At 77.3% G+C, this 18,222-nt stretch carries 21 protein-coding genes; 4 read left to right on the top strand and 17 right to left on the bottom strand.

Going from position 1 to position 18,222, the window contains the following annotated elements; all coding sequences use genetic code 11:
- Window positions 1-7 precede the first annotated feature (7 nt).
- Window positions 8-3,574, bottom strand: coding sequence for a chromosome segregation protein SMC (smc, locus tag ACI8AX_RS01275; protein WP_456547970.1), 3,567 nt, complete (start codon window positions 3,572-3,574; stop codon window positions 8-10).
- A 113-nt stretch (window positions 3,575-3,687) separates the two neighbouring features.
- On the opposite strand from smc, the gene ACI8AX_RS01270 reads away from it, so the two are divergent.
- Complete coding sequence (locus ACI8AX_RS01270; RefSeq protein WP_456547969.1) at window positions 3,688-3,897, top strand: ferredoxin; 210 nt, start codon at window positions 3,688-3,690, stop codon at window positions 3,895-3,897.
- Between the two features lie 81 nt (window positions 3,898-3,978).
- On the opposite strand, the gene ACI8AX_RS01265 is transcribed toward ACI8AX_RS01270, so the two are convergent.
- From ACI8AX_RS01265 to ACI8AX_RS01215, 11 genes are all read right to left on the bottom strand, one after another.
- Window positions 3,979-4,179: a hypothetical protein gene (locus tag ACI8AX_RS01265; protein ID WP_456547968.1), complete on the bottom strand. Its 201-nt coding sequence runs from the start codon at window positions 4,177-4,179 to the stop codon at window positions 3,979-3,981.
- A 148-nt stretch (window positions 4,180-4,327) separates the two neighbouring features.
- Window positions 4,328-4,603, bottom strand: a complete 276-nt coding sequence (locus ACI8AX_RS01260) for an acylphosphatase (RefSeq protein WP_456547967.1) — start codon at window positions 4,601-4,603, stop codon at window positions 4,328-4,330.
- Window positions 4,600-5,481 carry a bifunctional DNA-formamidopyrimidine glycosylase/DNA-(apurinic or apyrimidinic site) lyase gene (mutM, locus tag ACI8AX_RS01255; protein WP_456547966.1) on the bottom strand — a complete coding sequence of 294 codons (882 nt, stop codon included), beginning with the start codon at window positions 5,479-5,481 and terminating at the stop codon, window positions 4,600-4,602. The genes ACI8AX_RS01260 and mutM overlap by 4 nt, the downstream gene beginning before the upstream one ends.
- A 6-nt stretch (window positions 5,482-5,487) precedes the next feature.
- Window positions 5,488-6,297 (bottom strand): ribonuclease III, encoded by an 810-nt coding sequence (gene rnc / locus ACI8AX_RS01250; RefSeq protein ID WP_456547965.1) that lies wholly within the window; start codon window positions 6,295-6,297, stop codon window positions 5,488-5,490.
- 7 nt (window positions 6,298-6,304) lie between these two features.
- Entirely contained in the window at window positions 6,305-6,484 is a 180-nt protein-coding gene (gene rpmF, locus ACI8AX_RS01245) for a 50S ribosomal protein L32 (protein WP_456547964.1), read from the bottom strand.
- Window position 6,485: 1 nt separating this feature from the next.
- The gene (locus tag ACI8AX_RS01240) at window positions 6,486-7,106 is read right to left on the bottom strand and encodes a YceD family protein (RefSeq protein ID WP_456547963.1); all 621 of its coding nucleotides are present in this window, start codon (window positions 7,104-7,106) and stop codon (window positions 6,486-6,488) included.
- Between the two features lie 135 nt (window positions 7,107-7,241).
- A complete protein-coding gene (locus tag ACI8AX_RS01235; RefSeq protein ID WP_456547962.1) occupies window positions 7,242-7,928 on the bottom strand; it encodes a hypothetical protein in 687 nt (228 codons plus the stop codon).
- Window positions 7,925-8,407, bottom strand: coding sequence for a pantetheine-phosphate adenylyltransferase (coaD, locus tag ACI8AX_RS01230; protein WP_456547961.1), 483 nt, complete (start codon window positions 8,405-8,407; stop codon window positions 7,925-7,927). The genes ACI8AX_RS01235 and coaD overlap by 4 nt, the downstream gene beginning before the upstream one ends.
- On the bottom strand, window positions 8,404-8,958 hold the full coding sequence (gene rsmD / locus ACI8AX_RS01225; RefSeq protein WP_456547960.1) for a 16S rRNA (guanine(966)-N(2))-methyltransferase RsmD: 555 nt from the start codon (window positions 8,956-8,958) through the stop codon (window positions 8,404-8,406). The genes coaD and rsmD overlap by 4 nt, the downstream gene beginning before the upstream one ends.
- Before the next feature lie 16 nt (window positions 8,959-8,974).
- Window positions 8,975-11,170: an ATP-dependent DNA helicase RecG gene (gene recG / locus ACI8AX_RS01220; RefSeq protein ID WP_456547959.1), complete on the bottom strand. Its 2,196-nt coding sequence runs from the start codon at window positions 11,168-11,170 to the stop codon at window positions 8,975-8,977.
- Window positions 11,171-12,796, bottom strand: coding sequence for a DAK2 domain-containing protein (locus ACI8AX_RS01215; RefSeq protein WP_456547958.1), 1,626 nt, complete (start codon window positions 12,794-12,796; stop codon window positions 11,171-11,173).
- A 140-nt stretch (window positions 12,797-12,936) separates the two neighbouring features.
- Between ACI8AX_RS01215 and rpmB the strand changes: the two genes are divergently transcribed.
- A complete protein-coding gene (gene rpmB / locus ACI8AX_RS01210; protein ID WP_012950027.1) occupies window positions 12,937-13,128 on the top strand; it encodes a 50S ribosomal protein L28 in 192 nt (63 codons plus the stop codon).
- A 90-nt stretch (window positions 13,129-13,218) separates the two neighbouring features.
- Here the strand turns inward: rpmB and ACI8AX_RS01205 are convergent, their stop codons facing one another.
- The 3 genes from ACI8AX_RS01205 to ACI8AX_RS01195 are packed head-to-tail and all read right to left on the bottom strand — an operon-like array spanning window position 13,219 to window position 15,402.
- Complete coding sequence (locus ACI8AX_RS01205) at window positions 13,219-13,848, bottom strand: cytidylate kinase-like family protein (RefSeq protein ID WP_456547957.1); 630 nt, start codon at window positions 13,846-13,848, stop codon at window positions 13,219-13,221.
- Window positions 13,836-14,393, bottom strand: coding sequence for a GNAT family N-acetyltransferase (locus tag ACI8AX_RS01200; RefSeq protein ID WP_456547956.1), 558 nt, complete (start codon window positions 14,391-14,393; stop codon window positions 13,836-13,838). Before ACI8AX_RS01200 ends, ACI8AX_RS01205 begins: the two co-directional genes overlap by 13 nt.
- Window positions 14,377-15,402, bottom strand: a complete 1,026-nt coding sequence (locus ACI8AX_RS01195; RefSeq protein ID WP_456547955.1) for a thiamine-phosphate kinase — start codon at window positions 15,400-15,402, stop codon at window positions 14,377-14,379. Before ACI8AX_RS01195 ends, ACI8AX_RS01200 begins: the two co-directional genes overlap by 17 nt.
- Window positions 15,403-15,494: 92 nt before the next feature.
- On the opposite strand from ACI8AX_RS01195, the gene ACI8AX_RS01190 reads away from it, so the two are divergent.
- Both ACI8AX_RS01190 and ACI8AX_RS01185 read left to right on the top strand, forming a co-directional pair.
- The gene (locus ACI8AX_RS01190; RefSeq protein ID WP_409329754.1) at window positions 15,495-15,728 is read left to right on the top strand and encodes an Lrp/AsnC ligand binding domain-containing protein; all 234 of its coding nucleotides are present in this window, start codon (window positions 15,495-15,497) and stop codon (window positions 15,726-15,728) included.
- Between the two features lie 121 nt (window positions 15,729-15,849).
- On the top strand, window positions 15,850-16,374 hold the full coding sequence (locus tag ACI8AX_RS01185; protein ID WP_456547954.1) for a DUF3515 domain-containing protein: 525 nt from the start codon (window positions 15,850-15,852) through the stop codon (window positions 16,372-16,374).
- Here the strand turns inward: ACI8AX_RS01185 and ACI8AX_RS01180 are convergent, their stop codons facing one another.
- Both ACI8AX_RS01180 and ACI8AX_RS01175 read right to left on the bottom strand, forming a co-directional pair.
- Window positions 16,375-17,061, bottom strand: a complete 687-nt coding sequence (locus ACI8AX_RS01180; protein WP_456547953.1) for a hypothetical protein — start codon at window positions 17,059-17,061, stop codon at window positions 16,375-16,377.
- Window positions 17,058-18,218, bottom strand: a complete 1,161-nt coding sequence (locus tag ACI8AX_RS01175) for a D-alanine--D-alanine ligase family protein (protein WP_456547952.1) — start codon at window positions 18,216-18,218, stop codon at window positions 17,058-17,060. The genes ACI8AX_RS01180 and ACI8AX_RS01175 overlap by 4 nt, the downstream gene beginning before the upstream one ends.
- Window positions 18,219-18,222 lie beyond the last annotated feature (4 nt).

Here is an 18,222-nt window from a genome sequence, read left to right as displayed (position 1 = left end):
GGGGCCACTAGGCCGGCTCGGCCTCGCGCAACCGCTGGCTGATGACGCCGGTGATGCCGTCGCCGCGCATGCTCACGCCGTAGAGGGCGTCGGCGATCTCCATCGTCCGCTTCTGGTGGGTGATGACGATCAGCTGCGAGGTCGCCCGCAGCTGCTCGACGAGGGTGAGCAACCGGCCGAGGTTGACGTCGTCGAGGGCGGCCTCGACCTCGTCGAGCACGTAGAACGGCGAGGGCCGGGCCCGGAAGATCGCCACCAGCAGCGCGACGGCCGTCAGCGACCGCTCGCCGCCGGACAGCAGCGACAGCCGCTTGACCTTCTTGCCGGGCGGCCGGGCCTCGATCTCCACGCCGGTGGTCAGCATGTCGCCGGGGTCGGTCAGCGTGAGCCGCCCCTGCCCGCCGGGGAACAGGACGGCGAAGACCTGCTCGAACTCGCGCTGCACGTCGGCGAAGGCGGCGGAGAAGACGTCGTGGATGCGGTCGTCGACCTCGCGGACGACGGTGAGCAGGTCGCGGCGGGTGGCCTTGAGGTCCTCCAGCTGCGTGGCCAGGAACGTGTGCCGCTCCTCCAGCGCGGCGAACTCCTCCAACGCCAGCGGGTTGACCTTGCCCAGGGTGGCGAGGTCGCGCTCGGCCCGGGCGGCCCGCCGCTCCTGCGCGGCGCGGTCGTAGGGCACCGGCTCGGGCTCGGGCTCCCCCGCCTGCTGGGCGGCGGCCAGCTGGGCCGGGGACGGCGGCACGGGCGCCGCCGGCCCGTACTCGGCGACCAGCGTCGGGAGGTCCACGCCGAACTCCTCGGCCGCCCGCGCCTCGAGCCCCTCGATCCGGTAGCGCTGCTCGGCTCGGGCCACCTCGTCGCGGTGCACCTCGTCGGTCAGCCGCTCCAGCTCCGCGGTCGCCGTCCGCACCCGGCTGCGCACCTCGAGCAGCTCGGCCTCGGCGGCGCTGCGCCGGCGGGCCAGCTCGTCCCGCTCGGCGGCGGCCCGCGACAGCGACGCGGCCAGCGCGACGAGCGCCGCGTCGGCGTCGGCGCGGACCCGTCCGGCGACGGCGGCGCCGCGCTGGCGGGCGGCGCGCGCGGCGGCGGCCCGCTCGCGGGCGGCGCGTTCCTGCCGGGCCTGCCGGCGCAGCGCGTCGGCGCGGCCGGACAGCGCGCGGGCGCGCTCCTCGGCGGTGCGCACGGCGAGCCGCGCCTCGGTCTCGGCCCGCCCGGCGGCGGCGACCTCCAGCCGCAGCCGGTCGCGCTCCTCCGACGAGGGCTCGTCCTCCAGCGGCACCGCCTCGGCCGCGGCCAGCCGCTCCTCGAGGCCGGCCAGCGCCGTCGCCGCCTGCTCCAGGGCCTGCTCGGCGCGGACCCGGGCCGCCGTCGAGCGCTCGGCCTCGGCGGCGGCCGACCGGGCGGCGGCGCCGAGCTCGGCCAGCTCGGTGGCCACGGCGGAACGGCTGCGGTCGGCCGCCTGCCGGGCGGCCGCGGCCGTCTCCACGTCGGCCGAGCGGGCCCGCGCGGTCTCCCGGGCGGCGGCCAGCTCCTCGGCGAGGACGGCCGCGCGCTCGGTGGCGGCGACCAGCTCGCGCCCGGCCTCCTCGACCCGTGCCCGGACCTCGAGCCCGGTGGGCGCGTCGGCCTGGCCGCCGGCGGCCCAGTCGGCGCCGACGAGGTCGCCCTCGGCGGTCACGGCCCGCACCCGCGGGTGCGTGGCGACGAGCGAGGTGGCGGCTGCCAGGGAGGGCACGACCGCGACCCGGTCGAGGGCGCGCGACAGCGCGGGGCCGAGCCCCTCGGGCGCCTGCACGAGGTCCAGCGCCCACCGGGCCTCCCCCGGCAGCTCGGGCCAGCCCTCGCGCGGCGGCGCCGGGAGCCCGGCGGTCACCAGCAGCGCGACCCGCCCGCCGTCGCCCTCCTTGAGGTGGGTCAGGGCGGCGGCGGCCTCGGCCACGCCGGTGACGACGACGGCGTCGGCCCGGCCCGCCAGCGCCGCGGCCAGCGCGGTCTCGGCGCCCGGCGCCACGGTCAGGAGGTCGGCGAGCGGACCCAGGACGCCGGGGAGGCCGGCGGCGAGCACGGCGGCCGCGCCGTCGGCGGGGGCGAGCCCCGAGGCCAGGGCGTCGCGGCGGGCCTGGGCGCCGGCGCGGTCCCGCTCGGCCGCCCGCTCGGCGGCGGTCAGCTCGGTGACGCGGCGGGCGGCCCCGGCGTGCGCGGCGACGGCGTCGGAGTGGGCGGCGACGAGGGTGACGTCGTCGTCCTCCTGCTCCGCGAGCGCGGCGCGGCGCGCGGCCAGGCGCTCCTCGGCGGCCTCGGCCCGCCCGGCCGCCTCACCGGCGGCGGCGGCGAGCCGGTCGATCTCCGCCTGCCCGGCCGCGACCCGGGAGCGGGCGGCGGCGACCTGGCCGGAGAGCCGGGCCATGCCCTCCCGGCGGTCGGCCAGCGCACGGGTGGCGGCGACCCAGGCCTTCTCGGCGGCGGCGAGCGCGGCGTCGAGCTCGGCGCGCGCCGCGACAGCGGCGGCCAGCCGGCCGCGCTCGGCCGCCAGCCCCTCGGCGAGCTCGGCCTCGGTGGCGGCGATGCGGTCGGCCTCGGCCTCCAGCTGGTCGGGGTCGCGGCCCCCGGTCGCCGCGGCCACCGGCGCGGACAGGTGCCGGTGCCGCTCGGCGGCCAGCGACGAGACGGCCCGGAAGCGCTCGGTCAGCGCCGACAGCCGGTACCAGGTGTCCTGCGCGCCGCCGAGCAGCGGCGCGTTCGCGGCCAGGTCGGCCTCGAGCGCCGCCTCCCGCGCGGCGACACCGGCGAGCTGGGCCTCGACGACGGCGCGCCGCTCGCGGGCGGCGGTCTCGTCGGCGACGTCCTTGTCGAGGGCCTCGCGCAGCCGGACCAGGTCGTCGGCGAGCAGGCGCAGCCGCGCGTCGCGCAGGTCGGCCTGGACGCCGGCCGCGCGGCGGGCGACCTCGGCCTGCCGGCCCAGCGGCTTGAGCTGCCGCCGGAGCTCGGCGGTCAGGTCGGCGAGGCGGTCGAGGTTGGCCTGCATCGCGTCGAGCTTGCGGAGCGCCTTCTCCTTGCGGCGGCGGTGCTTGAGGACGCCGGCGGCCTCCTCGACGAACGCGCGGCGGTCCTCGGGACGGCCGGAGAGGACGGCGTCCAGCTGGCCCTGGCCGACGATGACGTGCTGCTCGCGGCCGATGCCGGAGTCGCTGAGCAGCTCCTGGACGTCGAGCAGGCGGACCTTGTCACCGTTGATCTCGTACTCGCTCTCACCGGAGCGGTACATCCGGCGGGTGATCGAGACCTCGGTGTAGTCGATCGGCAGCGCGCCGTCGGCGTTGTCGATGGTCAGCGTCACCTCGGCCCGGCCCAGCGGCGGGCGGCCGGCGGTGCCGGCGAAGATGACGTCCTCCATCTTGCCGCCGCGCAGGCTCTTGGCACCCTGCTCACCGAGGACCCAGGCGATGGCGTCGACGACGTTGGACTTGCCCGACCCGTTGGGGCCGACGACGGCGGTGATCCCCGGTTCCAGGCGCAGGGTCGTCGCGGACGCGAAGGACTTGAAGCCCTTGAGCGTCAGGCTCGACAGGTGCACGGGATCAGGAGGTTAACCGAGGAGGGAGCCGGCGACCCGCCTCGCGGGGCGGGTGCGCCGGGTGGGGCCGGTGAGGCGGTCCGCGCCGGTCCGGCGGGCACTAGGCTCCGCCCGTGGCCGGCTACAGGGTGGTGGCGGACTTCGACCTCTGCGAGTCGAACGCCGTCTGCATGGGGATCGCGCCCGAGGTGTTCGAGGTGCGCGACGACGGTTTCCTCTACGTCCTCCAGGAGGAGCCGCCGGAGGCGCTGCTCGGCAGGGTCCGGGAGGCGGTGGACAGCTGCCCGAAGCGGGCGCTGAGCCTGCGGCCGCTGGAGGACTGAGGCCTCACCCCTCGCGGGGCGGTGCCGGCCGCGGGGCGGGGTGCCGGCCCGGGACCGGGCCGGCGGTCGGGAACGCGTCGTTCAGGCCAGCGCCGGCTCGGCGTTGTCGCCGGCCATGCTGAGCAGCTCGGAGGCGATGACGGCGTCGCGGGCGGCGTCGCGCTGCGCGCGGAGCTCCTCGAGCTCGGCCTCCAGACGGCGTACGCGCGCACGCAGGGCGGCGTTCTCCTCGACGACGAGCTGCGCCGGGCTGACGACGTGACCGAACAGGGCCTTGGCCATGGTTGTGGCGGCCTTCCTGACAGCGAGAGGTGTGCCCGGCGCCCCGGATCGCGGTCGGCGCGGGCTGGATACCACAAGGGTGACAGGGAGGGACACGCAGGTCAACGGCACACTGCCGAGCTCCCGTGTCGGTGGGATGTCGTCTTCGTCACGCCGTCGTGAAGCCCCGGACGCCCTGCACCACGTCGTCGCGGACGTCGACGCGGCGCACGGTCCCCGGCGCCGACGGGCCCCCGAGCGCGTCGACGACGCCCCGGACGACGTCGACGGGACCCTCGAGGACCACCTCGACGGACCCGTCGGGGAGGTTGGTCGCCGACCCGGCCAGCCCGGCGTCGCGCGCGAGCCCCCGGACGAACCACCGGTAGCCCACGCCCTGGACCAGGCCGGACACCCGCGCGACGACGCGGACGTCCGCGCTCACGCCGCCGTCCGCCGCGCGCGCGGGCGGGGCTGGCAGCGGGGGCAGCTGTAGCTGGAGCGGTTCATGAACGACTCCCGCCGGATCGGGGTGCCGCACCGCGGGCACGGCCGGTCGGCCTGGCCGTAGACGGCGAGGAAGCGGGAGAAGTAACCGCTCTGGCCGTTGACGTCGACGTAGAGCGAGTCGAACGAGGTGCCGCCCTGCGCGAGCGCCTCCTGCAGGACGTCGCGCACGCCCTGCAGCAGGGCGGCCACCTGCGGCCGGGTGAGCGCGTCGGTGGGGCGGGCGCCGTGCAGCTTCGCGCGCCACAGCGACTCGTCGGCGTAGATGTTGCCGACGCCGCCGATGAGCGTCTGGTCCAGCAGCGCCCGCTTGACCTCGGTGCGCCGGCGGCGCAGCGCAGCGCTGAACCCCGCCTCGTCGAAGGAGGGGTCCAGCGGGTCGATGGCGATGTGCGCCAGCCGCGTCGGCAGCTCCTCGCCGACCGAGTCCTCCACGGCGAGCCCGCCGAAGGTCCGCTGGTCGACGAAGCGCAGCTCGCGGCCGCCGTCGGTGAAGGTGAACCGGGTGCGCAGGTGCACCTCGTCGGGCTGGGTGCGCTTCTCCACCAGCAGCTGCCCGCTCATGCCCAGGTGCGCGACCAGCGCGCGACCGGACGGCGTGCCGTCGGGCTCGGCCACGGGCAGCCACAGGTACTTGCCCCGCCGGTGCGCGGCGGTGAGCGTGCGGCCGGTCAGCGCCTGCACGAAGGAGTCGGCGCCCTCCAGGTGGCGACGGACGGCGCGCGGGTGGTGCACCTCGACGGTGGCCACCGTGCGCCCGGCGACCCACTGCTGGAGGCCGCGCCGCACCACCTCGACCTCGGGGAGCTCGGGCACGCGGCGTCAGCCCCCGGCGGGGTCGGGCACCGCCGGCTCGACCGGGGCGTCGGCCGACAGGGCCCGCCAGGCGGCCTCGGCGGCCTCCTGCTCCGCGGCCTTCTTCGTGCGCCCGCCGCCACGGCCGTACTCGGTGCCCGACAGCAGGACGGCGGCGGTGAAGGTCTTGGCGTGGTCGGGGCCGGTGTCCTCGACGACGTAGGTCGGCGCACCGAGGCCGCGGGCGGCGCCCAGCTCCTGGAGGCTGGTCTTCCAGTCCAGGCCGGCGCCGCGGGTGGCCGACTCGGCCAGCAGCGGGTCGAACAGCCGGTGCACGATCGCCGCGGCGACATCCAGGCCGAGGCCGAGGTGGATCGCGCCGATCAGCGCCTCCATCGCGTCGGCCAGGATCGAGTCCTTGTCCCGGCCGCCGGTGGTCTCCTCGCCGCGGCCCAGCAGCAGGTGCGGGCCGATGCCGCCCTCGCCGAGCCGGCGGGCGACGCGGGCCAGCGAGGTCATGTTGACCACGGACGCGCGCAGCTTGGCCAGCTGCCCCTCGGGCAGGTCCGGGTGGCTGCGGTACAGCTCGTCGGTGACGACCAGGCCCAGCACGGAGTCGCCGAGGAACTCCAGCCGCTCGTTGGTCGGCAGGCCGCCGTTCTCGTAGGCGTAGGAGCGGTGGGTCAGGGCCAACGCCAACAGGCCGCCGGGCAGCTCCACGCCGAGGGCGTCGAGCAGCCAGGCGGCCGCGGCGTCGGCGTGGGCCGCCCCGGCCGGCGACGGGCTCGCGCCGGCTCCGGTGCCGGTGGCCGGTGCGGCCGCGGCGGGGCTCCCCACGGTGAGTTCAGACCGAGAGGACCTGACGGCCCTCGTACTGCCCGCAGTTCGGGCAGGCCTGGTGCGGGGGCTTCAGCTCGCCGCAGGCCCGGTTCGGGCACGGCGACAGGGTGGGGGCGGTCGCCTTCCACTGCGAGCGGCGCGCGCGGGTGTTGCTGCGGGACATCTTCCGCTTCGGGACGGCCACGTCAGTTCTCCTTCGGGTTGGTACCGCCAGGAGCACCCGGCGGGGTCAGCTTGCCGGCGAGCCCGGCCCAGCGGGGGTCGACCACCTCGTGCGAGTGGTCGGCGGGGAGGTCGTCGAGGCGCTCGCCGCAGTCGACGCACAGCCCCGAGCAGTCGTCGGTGCACAGCGGCGACAGCGGCAGGGCGAGGACGACGGCGTCGCGCACCATCGGCTCGAGGTCGATGCGCTCGCCCTCGACGAGGCGCACCTCGTCCTCCTCGCTCGTCGCCTCGGTGGTGCTGCCCTCGTAGGCGTAGAGCTCCTGCACGGTGAGGGTCAGGGTGTCCTCGACGTCCTCGAGGCAGCGGGCGCACTGGCCGACCAGCGGAGCCTCGACGTCCCCGGACACCAGGACGCCCTCCATGACCGCCTCGAGCCGCAGCCGCAGGTGCACCGGCGCGCCCGCGGGGACGCCGATCAGCTCGACGCGGAAGCCCTCGGGCGCCGGCACGGTGCGGTCCAGCTCCTGCATCGACCCGGCGCGGCGGCCCAGCTCGCGCAGTTCCACGCGCCAGGGGTCGGCAGCGGGACGCCGGGCGTCCGGGGACGCGGCGCCGGGGCGGGGCAGCGGTGCGGCAGGCATGTCGGTACTCGCGGGTCGGGAGGAGGGAGGGTCCGGCGGGGCTGGTGCCGCCGTCCGGAGCAGCTGCCAAGACTACCCGATCCCGGGCGGAGGCCGTCCGCCCGCCGGGAGTCCCGGGTCACGCGGAGGGCCCGGCTACTCCCGGAGGTTCAGCCGGGCCTTCTCGACCGAGCGCATCATGCGCTCGAGGGTGGTGCCGAAGTCGGCGAGCCGGCTGTCGACGTACTCGTCGACCTCGGCGCGCATCCGGGCGACGTCGGCGGCGGTCTGGGCGCCGAGCTCGTCGGCCCGGGCGACGGCGCCGCGGTAGACCTCGGTCTCGGTGACCAGCCGCTCGTGCTCTGCGGCGGCAGCGGCCAGCATCTCGGCCTGCTGGGCCTGGGCGTCGGCCAGCACCGCCTCGTGGTGCAGGCGGGCCTCCTCGACCAGCCGGGCGGCCTCCGCCTCGGCCTCGGCCAGCAGGTCCTCGGCCTCGGCCTGCGCCTGGGCGAGCAGCTCGTCGCGCTGCCGGCGGGCCACCCCGAGGATCTCCTCGCGCTGCCGCCGCGCCCCGGAGACCAGCTGCTCGCTCTCCCCGCGGGTCCGGCCGGTCAGCCGCTCGGCCTCGGCCTGGGCCTGCTGGAGGATCTCGGTGCGCTGCTCGACGATCCGCCCGGCCTGCTGGACCTCCTCGGGGAGGTTCTCCCGCAGCTCGTCCAGCAGGTCGAGCACGTGGTCGCGCGGCACCATGCAGGAGCCCGACATGGGCACGCTGCGCGCGTTCTCGATGAGCTGACCGAGCTCGTCGACGACGTCGTAGAGCCGGTACACGACCTCCGTCATGCGCGCTGCTCCCGCTTGGCCAGCAGCCGGTCCAGGACGGCCTTGGGCACCAGCCGCGACACGTCCCCGCCGAAGGTGGCGATCTGCTTCACCAGGCTGGACGACAGGTGGCCCACCTGCGGGGCCGTCGGGACGAACAGCGTCTCGATGCCGGCCAGCTCGCGGTTCATCTGCGCCATCTGCAGCTCGTACTCGAAGTCGCCGACGGCGCGCAGGCCCTTCACGATCACCGGCACGTCGTGCGTGCGGCAGTAGTCGACGAGCAGGCCGTGGAAGCTGTCCACGACGACGTTGGGCAGGTCCGCGCACGCCTCGCGCAGCAGCTCCATGCGCTCGTCGACGGTGAACAGGCCCGCCTTGCCGGGGTTGACCAGCACGGCGACGACCAGCTCGTCGTAGAGGCCGGCGGCCCGGGAGATGACGTCGACGTGGCCGTTGGTGACCGGGTCGAACGAACCGGGGCAGACGGCACGCCTCACGACAGCCGACCGTACCGGAGCAGGGCCTCCCCGTAGCGGCGATCGCGGATCCCGGTCAGGGGTGTCGGCCACTCCCACGGCTGCTCGCGGCTGGAGCGCTCGACGACGACGACGGCGTCCTCGGCCAGCCAGCCGCCGCCGGCCAGCGCGGCCAGCACGCCGAGCACCTCCTCGGCGGGCGTCGCGTAGGGCGGGTCGGCCAGCACGAGGTCGAAGCGTGCCGGCGGCGGCCCGGCCACGACGGTGGGCACCGACCCGGCGACCACCCGCGCCCCGGGCAGGCCGACGGCGGCCACGTTGGCCCGCAGCACGGGCAGCACCCGCGGCCCGGACTCGACGAGCACGACCTGCGCGGCCCCGCGCGACAGCGCCTCCAGGCCGAGGGCGCCCGAGCCCGCGTAGAGGTCCAGGACGGCGGCGCCGTCGAGGTCCAGCAGGGAGGCCAGGCTGTTGAACAGCGCCTGCCGGGCCTTGTCGCCGGTGGGCCGGACGCCCGACGGCGGCACGGCGAGCCGCCGCCCGCCGGCCGCGCCGGCGATGAGGCGCGTCATGCCTTCTCGGGGGCCGTCATGCTTTTTCCAGGTACTCCGCGCGCTCGTCGGTGGCCAGCGCGGCCACCTCCATCGCCAGGCCGGGGTGGTCGGCGAGGCCGCGCTCGGTGGCCAGCAGCGCCGTGGCCTCGGTCCGGGCCCGGCTGATGAGCTCCTCGTCCTCCAGCAGCGACAGCAGCCGGATGCCGGAGCGGCGGCCGGACTGCGCGGCCCCGAGGACGTCGCCCTCGCGGCGGGTCTCCAGGTCCAGCCGGGCCAGCTCGAAGCCGTCGGAGGTGGAGGCCACCGCGGCCAGCCGCTGGCCGGTGGGCGAGGACGTCGGGGCCTCCGACACCAGCAGGCACAGCCCGGCGTGCCTGCCCCGGGCCACCCGGCCGCGCAGCTGGTGCAGCTGGCTGACGCCGAAGCGGTCGGCGTCCATGACGACCATCACCGTGGCGTTGGGCACGTCGACGCCGACCTCGACGACCGTGGTGGCCACGAGCACCTGCGTCTCCCCCGCGGCGAAGGCCCGCATCCGGGCGTCCTTCTCGTCCGGGGTCAGGCGGCCGTGCAGGACGTCGAGCCGCAGGCCGGCCAGCGGGCCCGTCCGCAGCCACTCGGCGACGTCGAGCACCGCCAGCGGCGCCCGCCGCTCGCCGCCGCCGTCGTCGTCGGCCGGGGCGCCGTCGTCGTCGCCGGGCTCGTCCTCCTCGCCCTTCTCCCCCTCGACCTCGCCGATCCGCGGGCAGACGACGTAGGCCTGGCGCCCCGCGGCGACCTCCTCGCGCAGCCGCTCCCACGCGCGCTCGAGCCAGGCCGGCCGCTCCTTGGCCGGCACCACGGAGCTGCTGACCCCGCCGCGGCCGCTGGGGAGCTGGCGCAGCGTGGAGGTCTCCAGGTCGCCGTAGACGGTCATGGCGACCGTGCGCGGGATCGGGGTGGCCGTCATGACCAGCACGTGCGGCGGCCGGTTGCCCTTGGCGCGCAGCGCGTCGCGCTGCTCGACGCCGAAGCGGTGCTGCTCGTCGACGACGACCAGGCCGAGGTCGGCGAAGTCGACGCCTTCCTGCAGCAGCGCGTGCGTGCCGATCACGATGCCCGCGCTGCCGTCGGCCACCGCGGCCCGCGCCTCCCGGCGGGCGGCGGCCCGCTGCGAGCCGGTGAGCAGCACGACCCGGGTGCCGGCGGGGTCGCCGTCGAGCTCGCCGGCCCGGCCCAGCGGACCGAGCAGCGCGGCGATGCCCCGCGCGTGCTGGGCGGCGAGGACCTCGGTGGGCGCCAGCAGCGCGGCCTGCCCACCGGCGTCGACGACCTGGGCCATCGCCCGCAGCGCCACCACGGTCTTGCCGGAGCCGACCTCCCCCTGCAGCAGCCGGTGCATCGGGGTGTCGCGGTCGAGCTCGGCGGCCAGCTCCTCGCCGACCTCCCGCTGGCCCTCGGTGAGCGCGAACGGCAGCGCGGCGTCGACCGCGTCGAGCAGCCCGCCGGGCCGCCGCGGGCGGGCGGTGCCGGGCTCCAGCGCCGCGGCTCGACGTCGCGCGGCGAGGGTGAGCTGCAGGGTGAGCGCCTCGTCCCACTTCAGCCGCTCCTCGGCCCGCTCGACGTCCTCGGCGCTGGTCGGGCGGTGGATGTCCAGCAGCGCGGCCGGGAGGGTGGGCAGCCCGTGCCGGGCGCGGATCTCCTCGGGCAGCGGGTCCTCGACGAACCCGAAGCCGCCGCCGGAGTCGAGCAGCAGCTTCACCGAGCGCTGGATGACCCAGCTGCTGACCTCCTTGCTCGCCGGGTAGATGGGGATGAGCGCCCGCGCCCACTCCTCGTCGTCGTCGCCGGTGATCAGGTGGAAGTCGGGGTGGGCGAACTGCTTGCTGTTGCGGTACTCGCCCACGGTGCCAGCGAACAGCCCCCAGGCGCCCTCGCGCAGGTGGCCGTGCCGGTGGTTGAAGAAGACCAGCTGCATCGTGCCGGCCCCGTCGCCGACGGTGACCTCGGTGAGCATCCCCCTGCGCTGGCGCATCGGCCGGGTGGTGACCTTGCGGACCTGGGCCAGCACGGTGACCCGGTCACCCACCTGCAGGTCGTCGAGGCGGGTCATCTCCCCGCGCCTGGCGTACCGCCGCGGGTAGTGCCGCAGGAGGTCGCGGACCGTGTGCAGGCCCAGCGAGGTCGCCATGGCCTTGGACGTCTTCGGGCCCAGCACCCTCGACAGGTCGGTGGCCAGCTCGAACGCCACTCACTCCACCCCCACCAGCAGCGGCACCCCCGCCGCCCCGCCGTCGTACCGGACCACCTCGACCGTCGGGTGCGCCGTGGCCAGGTGCCGGCACGCGGCGTCGCCCAGCGCGGGGTCGTCCCCGACGACGAGCGTGGCCAGCTCCCCGCCGGCCGACAGCAGCCGGTCGAGCAGCTCGCACGTGACGGCGGCGCGGTCCTGCCCGATGACCACGACGTCGCCCTCGGCCGACCCCAGCGTGTCGCCGGGCTGGCAGCGGCCCGCGGTGGTCAGCGCCTCCTGGTCGGCGACGGTGATCTCCGCCCACCGGGTGGCGGCGGCGGCCTCGGCCATGGTCACGACGTCGTCGCCGAAGTGTCGGGAGGGGTCGGCGACGGCGATCGCGGCCAGCCCCTGCACCGGGGACCGCGTCGGGAGGACGGCGACCTCGCGGCCCAGCTCGCGGGCGCGGACGGCGGCGCGCCCGGCGACCGGGGCCGTCTCCGGGTCGTTGGGCAGGACGACGACGGCGGCGGCCGTGGAGCCGAGCACCTCCTCGAGCACGTCGTCCTCGGTCACCCCGCCGGGCCCGTGGGTGACCACGAACACGCCCTCACCGGCGAAGAGCTCGGCCAGGCCGTCGCTGGGGACGAGCGCGACGATCGCGCGGGTGCCCTGCACCGGCGCGGCCGGCGGGACGGGGGCCAGCGGTGTCACCGAGATGCGGTGCGGCCTCCCCGCCTCGATCCCGGCCTCGATCGCCGCGCCGACGTCGGCCACGTGCACGTGCACGTTCCACTCCCGGCCGGTCGGGGTGTCGACCCCCACGACGACGAGGCTGTCGCCGAGGGCGGCCAGCCGCGCCTGCAGCCGGGCCACCGCGGCCTCGTCGGTGTCGGCCAGCAGGTACTGGACCTCGCTGCCCGGGCCCGCCGGCGGCTGGTGGGGCACGTCGGGGTCGCCCGGGTGGGGGTGGTGGTGGTGCCGGTGCCCGGCCCCGGCGGTCCGGCGGTCCAGCGGCGGGCGGGCCGGCTCCTCGCCGGTGACGGTCGTGACCAGGGCGTCGAGGACCAGGCACAGCCCCGCCCCGCCAGCGTCGACGACGCCGGCGGCGCGCAGCACGGCCAGCTGCCCGGGGGTCGCCTCGAGGGCGACGCGGGCGCCGTCGGCCGCGGCGCGCACCACCTCGGCCAGGTCGTCGCGCCCGTCGGCCACCGCCGCGACCGCGGCCTCGCCCGCCGCCCGGGCGACGGTGAGGAAGGTGCCCTCCTCCGGTTCGGCGACCGCGCCGTAGGCCGCCTCGGCCGCGCCCCGCAGGGCGTGCGCGAACGCCGGACCGTCGGCCGGGGGCGCGCCGGCGAGCCGGTCGGCGAGGCCGCGCAGCACCTGGGCGAGGATCGTCCCGGAGTTGCCACGGGCGCCCAGCACCGCGCCGCGGGCCAGCACGGCCCAGGCCGGCTCGTCCTCGGGGGCCGCCTCCAGGGCGGCGAGCGCCGCCTCGGCGGTGAGCAGCAGGTTCGTGCCGGTGTCGCCGTCGGGCACGGGGAAGACGTTGAGCTCGTCGAGCCGGCCCCGGGCCGCGGACAGCGCGGCCACCGCGGCCCGGCACCACCGGCCGGCCGCGGCGTCGTCCAGCACCGGCAACACGGCGGGAGAGTACCCACGCGCACCGACGTCCCCGGGCCGCGCGACGTCGGCGGCGGGGAGCGGTTAGACTGGCCGACGGTCTGTACGCGGTCGCCGTTCCGAGCGCCGCCCTGAAGTCTGAGATCTGGGAGTGATCCGCCGTGGCTGCCGTGTGCGATGTCTGTGGCAAGGGGCCCGGTTTCGGTATGTCGGTGTCGCACTCGCACCGCCGCACGCCGCGCCGTTGGAACCCGAACATCCAGTCCGTGCGAGCCCTCGTGGCTCCCGGCAACCGTCGCCGGATCAACGCGTGCACCTCGTGCATCCGCGCCGGCAAGGTCGTCCGCGCCTAGCGGACTGCGCACGTCCCGACGGGCCCCGGAGGACCTCCTCCGGGGCCCGTCGTCGTGCTGCCCCCGCCGTGGTGCCCGGCTGCGCGGTCCTCAGTGCCGGCCGATGCCGCGGGCCCGCGCGGCGGTGACCACCAGGTCGACGAGGGAGTCCAGCGGGAACGCCGTCCCGTCGAGGACCAGGTGGTAGTGCTTGGCCGCCGCGGGGTCGCACCGGTAGAAGTGCTTCACGTAGGCCTCCCGCGCCCGGTCGTTGGCCTCCAGCTCGCGGCGCAGCTCCTCCCGCGGCCGGCCCGAGCGGGCGACCACGGCCGCCAGCCGGCGGTCCGGGGGGCCGTCGAGCCGCACGTGCAGCGCGTCGGCCCGGTCCCGCAGCACCAGCGCGCCGGCGCGGCCGAGCACCACTCCCCCGCCGCTGTCGGCGATCTCGGTGAGCACCCGCTCGGTCTGCAGCCGGAAGGCCCCCTCGTCCGGGACCCCGGAGACCGGCAGCACCCCGCCGACCGGGTCGGGCACGGTGCCGAGCGAGGCGATGAGCCGCCACAGGCCCCGCGCGACCCGCTCGTCGTTCTCCTCGGCCTCGGCCACGGGCACGCCCAGGCGCCCGGCGACCTGGAACGGGATGGCGCGGTCGTGGAACGGCAGCCCCAGCCGCTCCGCCACCGCGGGCGCCACCTCGTGCCCGCCGGCGCCGTAGGGGGCCGAGATGGTCACGATGCCCACGACTGCTCCTCCTCCGGACCGGCCGTCCTGCTCGCGTCGGGGGACCCGCCGAGGACCTTGCCGAGGAACACCGCGCCGGGCGAGTCCGCGTACACGCCGTAGCCGGCCGCCGGGGTGTACCCGCGCCGGCGGTACAGCTCGATCGCCTCGGGCTGGCGGTCGCCGGTGTTGAGGACCACGGCCCGGTGCCCGGCCGCCGCGGCGCTGTCCTCCAGGGCGTCCATCAGCAGCGAGGCCAGGCCCAGCCGGCGCGCGCCCGCGGCGACGTAGACCCGCTTGACCTCCACCACGCCGGGGGCGTGCACCCGCCACGCGGCGCAGCCCACCGGCTCGCCGTCGGCCTCCGCGACCAGGAACAGCCCGGCGGGCGGCGCGAACTCCGCAGGGTCGACGACCGCTTCGTCGGGCCCGCCGTAGCGGGTCACGTACTCCTGCTGCACCGCGGCCACGAGCGCCCGCGCGACCGGCGAGTCGTAGCCCGCGGCCCGCAGCCGCACGACCCGCCCGTCGGGCAGCACGTGCCCGGCCTCACCCGAAGTGGACATGGCCCGTTCCTCCCGCTCCCAGCTCCTCGGCGACCGCGGCGGCCGGCCGACCGTCGACCCGGACGCCCGGGCCCTCGCCGGCGGCGCCCACGCCGCCGATCACCGACCAGCCGGGGGGCAGGGTCGCACCCGCCGGGAAGGTGGCCAGCAGCGCGTGGTCCTCCCCGCCGGTGAGCACCCACGCCAGCGGGTCCACCCCCAGCGCGGCCCCGACCTGGGGCAGCGGCCCCGGCGGCTCCAGCGCGACCGCGGCGAGGGCCGCCCGGTCGATCTCGACGACCACGCCGCTGGCCTCGGCCAGGTGCCCGGCGTCGGCCAGCAGCCCGTCGCTGACGTCGCACATGGCGGTCGCGCCGGCGTCGGCCGCGGCCGGGCCGGCCGCGTAGGGCGGCTCCGGACGGCGGTGCGCCCGCACCGCGGCCAGCGGGCTGCTGAAGCCGCGCCGCAGCACCGCCAGACCGCACGCCGACCAGCCGAGCCGGCCGGCCAGGGCCAGGACGTCGCCGGGTGCGGCGCCCGAGCGCAGCACCGGCCGGCGGCCGGCCAGGTCCCCCAGCGCGGTGACCGACAGGACGACGGCGCCGCTGTCCGGGGCCGAGGCGACGGTGTCGCCGCCGACGACCGCAGCGCCCAGCGGGCCGCACTCGGCGGCCAGCCCGTCGGCGACCTCCTCCAGCCAGGCGGTGGGGGTGTCGGCCGGGCAGGCCAGCCCGACCAGCAGCGCGGTGGGGACCGCGCCCATGGCGGCGACGTCGGCCAGGTTCGCCGCCGCGGCCTTGTGCCCGACGTCGGTGCCCGAGGACCAGTCGCGGCGGAAGTGCCGCCCCTCGACCAGCACGTCGGTGGTGGCCACGACCCGGCCGTCGGGGGCGCGCAGCACCGCGGCGTCGTCCCCGGGGCCCACCTCCGTGACCCGGGCGACCCCGGCGCGGGCGACGACGCGGTCGATGAGCGCGAACTCCCCGACGGAGGCGACCGTCTCGCCCCGGGGAGCGGGGGGCCGCGTCACCGGGTGCCCCCCGTCACTGGGGTAGGTTGCGGTCCGACCCGCCGGCCGGTGGGTGCACGCCGGCGGCAGCGCTGCCCGAGGAAGGTCATCCCGTGGTCCACGCCTACATCCTGATCCAGACCGAGGTCGGCAAGGCCGCGCAGGTCGCCACGACGATCGCCGAGATCGCGGGGGTCACCAAGGCCGAGGACGTCACGGGCCCCTACGACGTCATCGTCCGCGCCGAGGCCGAGACGGTCGACGAGCTCGGCCGCCTGGTCGTCGCGCGGGTGCAGTCGGTCGACGGCATCACCCGGACGCTGACCTGCCCCGTCGTCAACATCTGAGCCGCTGAGCGAGGACGCCCGCCCCGCGGACGGCGCCGGCGCCGAGGCCGGCCCGGAGCCGGCTCTCCCGGCGGACGGTGGCGCCCCGCGGCCGGACCCCCTGCGCCGCGCGGCGCTGGCGGTGACCGCCGTGGTCGTCCCGCTGCTGGTGGTGCTGCTCGTGCTGGTCAACCGCAGCGCCGGGGACGACGACGGCGACTCCCCCGCCCGGGTCAGCGGCCCGGCCGCCACCGCGCGCGCCGACCTGCCGGTGCTCGAGGTGCCGGTCCCGCCGGTCACCCCGGAGGCCGACGCGAGCTGCCCGGCCTTCATGACCGACCTGCCGATCCAGCTGGCCGGGCTCGAGTCGCGGCGGGTGCGGTCGGACACCCCCTACGCCTACGCGTGGGGCGAGCCGCCGGTCGTGCTGCGCTGCGGCGTCGAGCGGCCGGCCGGCTTCGCGCCGGACTCCGGCCTCATCCAGCTCAACCAGGTGCAGTGGTTCGTCGACACCTCCGACCCCGAGCAGTACGTCTGGACCGCCGTCGACCGGCCGGTGTACGTCGAGCTGACCGTGCCGGCCAGCCTCGACAGCGAGGCGGCGATCGCGCTCAGCCCGCTGATCGCCGCGACCATGCCCGCCCAGGAGCCGCAGCCCGGCGGGTGATCAGCCCGGCAGCCGGTCCAGCTGCTCCCGGACGACCGCGGTGACCTCCTCGGTGGCCTCCCCCAGGGTGCCCCCGGCCGGGTCGGCCACCGCGCTGACCGCCACGCTGAACACCCCGTGGGCGCACCAGGCGAACGCGGCCGGGCCGGGCACCCGGGTGTCCGGGTCGGGGTGGCGCACGGTGAGCAGCCAGCAGCCCTCCGGCAGCTGCGCGGGGCCCTCCACCAGCACGCCGGCGTAGTACTCCGCGCCGTCGCCGGCGAGGTCCTCGGCGTAGGCGGCCGCCCCGGAGGCGTCGTCGAACTGGTCGACGAAGACCGTGGTGGCCCGCCCGCCCGGCGTCCCCCAGAACCGCTCCCAGCCGTGCCGGTAGCCGAAGTCCTCCAGCACCTCCCGCTCCTGGGCGGGGTCCTCGGCGTAGCCGGCGACGTCGTCGACGGACTTCTCCCCCGCCGGCGGGTCGACGTCGGCGTCGGCCACCCGGGTCAGGCCCGAGGGCACCTCGGCGACCAGCAGGGCGGCCAGTTCCCCGGGGGTGTCCGGGGTCGCCGCGGCCGCGTCCGCCGCCGGCGCCGCCGTGGACGCGGCGGCCCCCTCGCCGTCCGCGGCGCCCCGGCCGCACGCGACGGCGGCCAGCGCGGCGGCGAGCAGCGGGGCGGCCCGCCGCACGGACCGCCGCCGGCTCACCGACCGGTCCGGGGACCGCCGCCCGCGGCGGGGCCCGCGGGCTCGGCGAGGGCGGCCGACACCAGCCGGTCGACCAGCTCGGGGTAGGTGACGCCGGTGGCCGCCCACATCCGGGGGAACATCGAGATCGGGGTGAACCCGGGCATCGTGTTCACCTCGTTGACCACCAGCCGCTGCGCCCCGTCGGGGCCGGCGCCGAGGAAGAAGTCGACGCGGGCCAGGCCGCGGCAGTCCATCGCCAGGTAGGCGCGGGTGGCGGTCTCCTGCACCAGCCGGGTCTGCTCCGCGGTCAGGTCGGCGGGCACGTCGAACTCGACGGCGTCCTCGAGGTACTTGGCGTCGAAGTCGTACCAGTCGGTGCCCGGCTTGAGCCGGATCTCGGCCGGGAGGCTGGCCTCCGGCGGGCCGCCGGCGGGCCCGGCCAGCACGCCGCACTCGATCTCGCGGCCCGGGACGGCGGCCTCGACGACCACCTTGCGGTCGACCGCCGAGGGGGTGGCCACCGCCTCGGGGAACTGCGCCCAGTCGGTGACCTTGGTGATGCCGATGCTCGAGCCGGCGCGCGAGGGCTTGACGAACACCGGGAGCCCGAGCCGCTGCCGGGCGGCCTCGTCGAGCACCGCGGGGTCCGGGCACAGCGCCCCCGAGGCGTCGCGGAGGACGACGTGGTCGCCCTGCGGGAGCCCGGCGGCGGCGAGGAGCTTCTTGGTGAACTCCTTGTCCATCGACGCGGCGCTGGCGAACACGCCCGACCCGACGTAGGGCAGGCCGCTCATCTCCAGCAGGCCCTGGATGGTCCCGTCCTCGCCGTAGGCGCCGTGCAGCACCGGGAAGACGACGTCCACCTCGGTCAGCGCCGGGCCCACCGCGGCGGTCGGCTCGAGCACCGCCAGCCCCCGCCCGGCGGGGTCGCCGACCAGCGACACCGCCGTCCCGCCGGTGACCTCCGGCAGCCGGCCGCCGGCGATCGCCATCCGCTGGTCCGGGTCGGCGAGCACCCACCGGCCGTCGCGCGCGATGCCCACCGGCACCACGTCGTAGCGGTCGGGGTCCAGGGCGGCGATGACGCTCCCGGCCGAGACGCAGGAGATCGAGTGCTCGGCGCTGCGACCGCCGAACACCACCGCGACGCGCAGCTTCCGTGCCTGTCCGCTCATCGGC

It is taken from the genome of Blastococcus sp. SYSU D00813 (assembly GCF_054050735.1).
The sequence above is the reverse complement of the archived record's forward strand: the minus strand, read 5'-3'. Positions and strand labels throughout refer to the sequence as shown.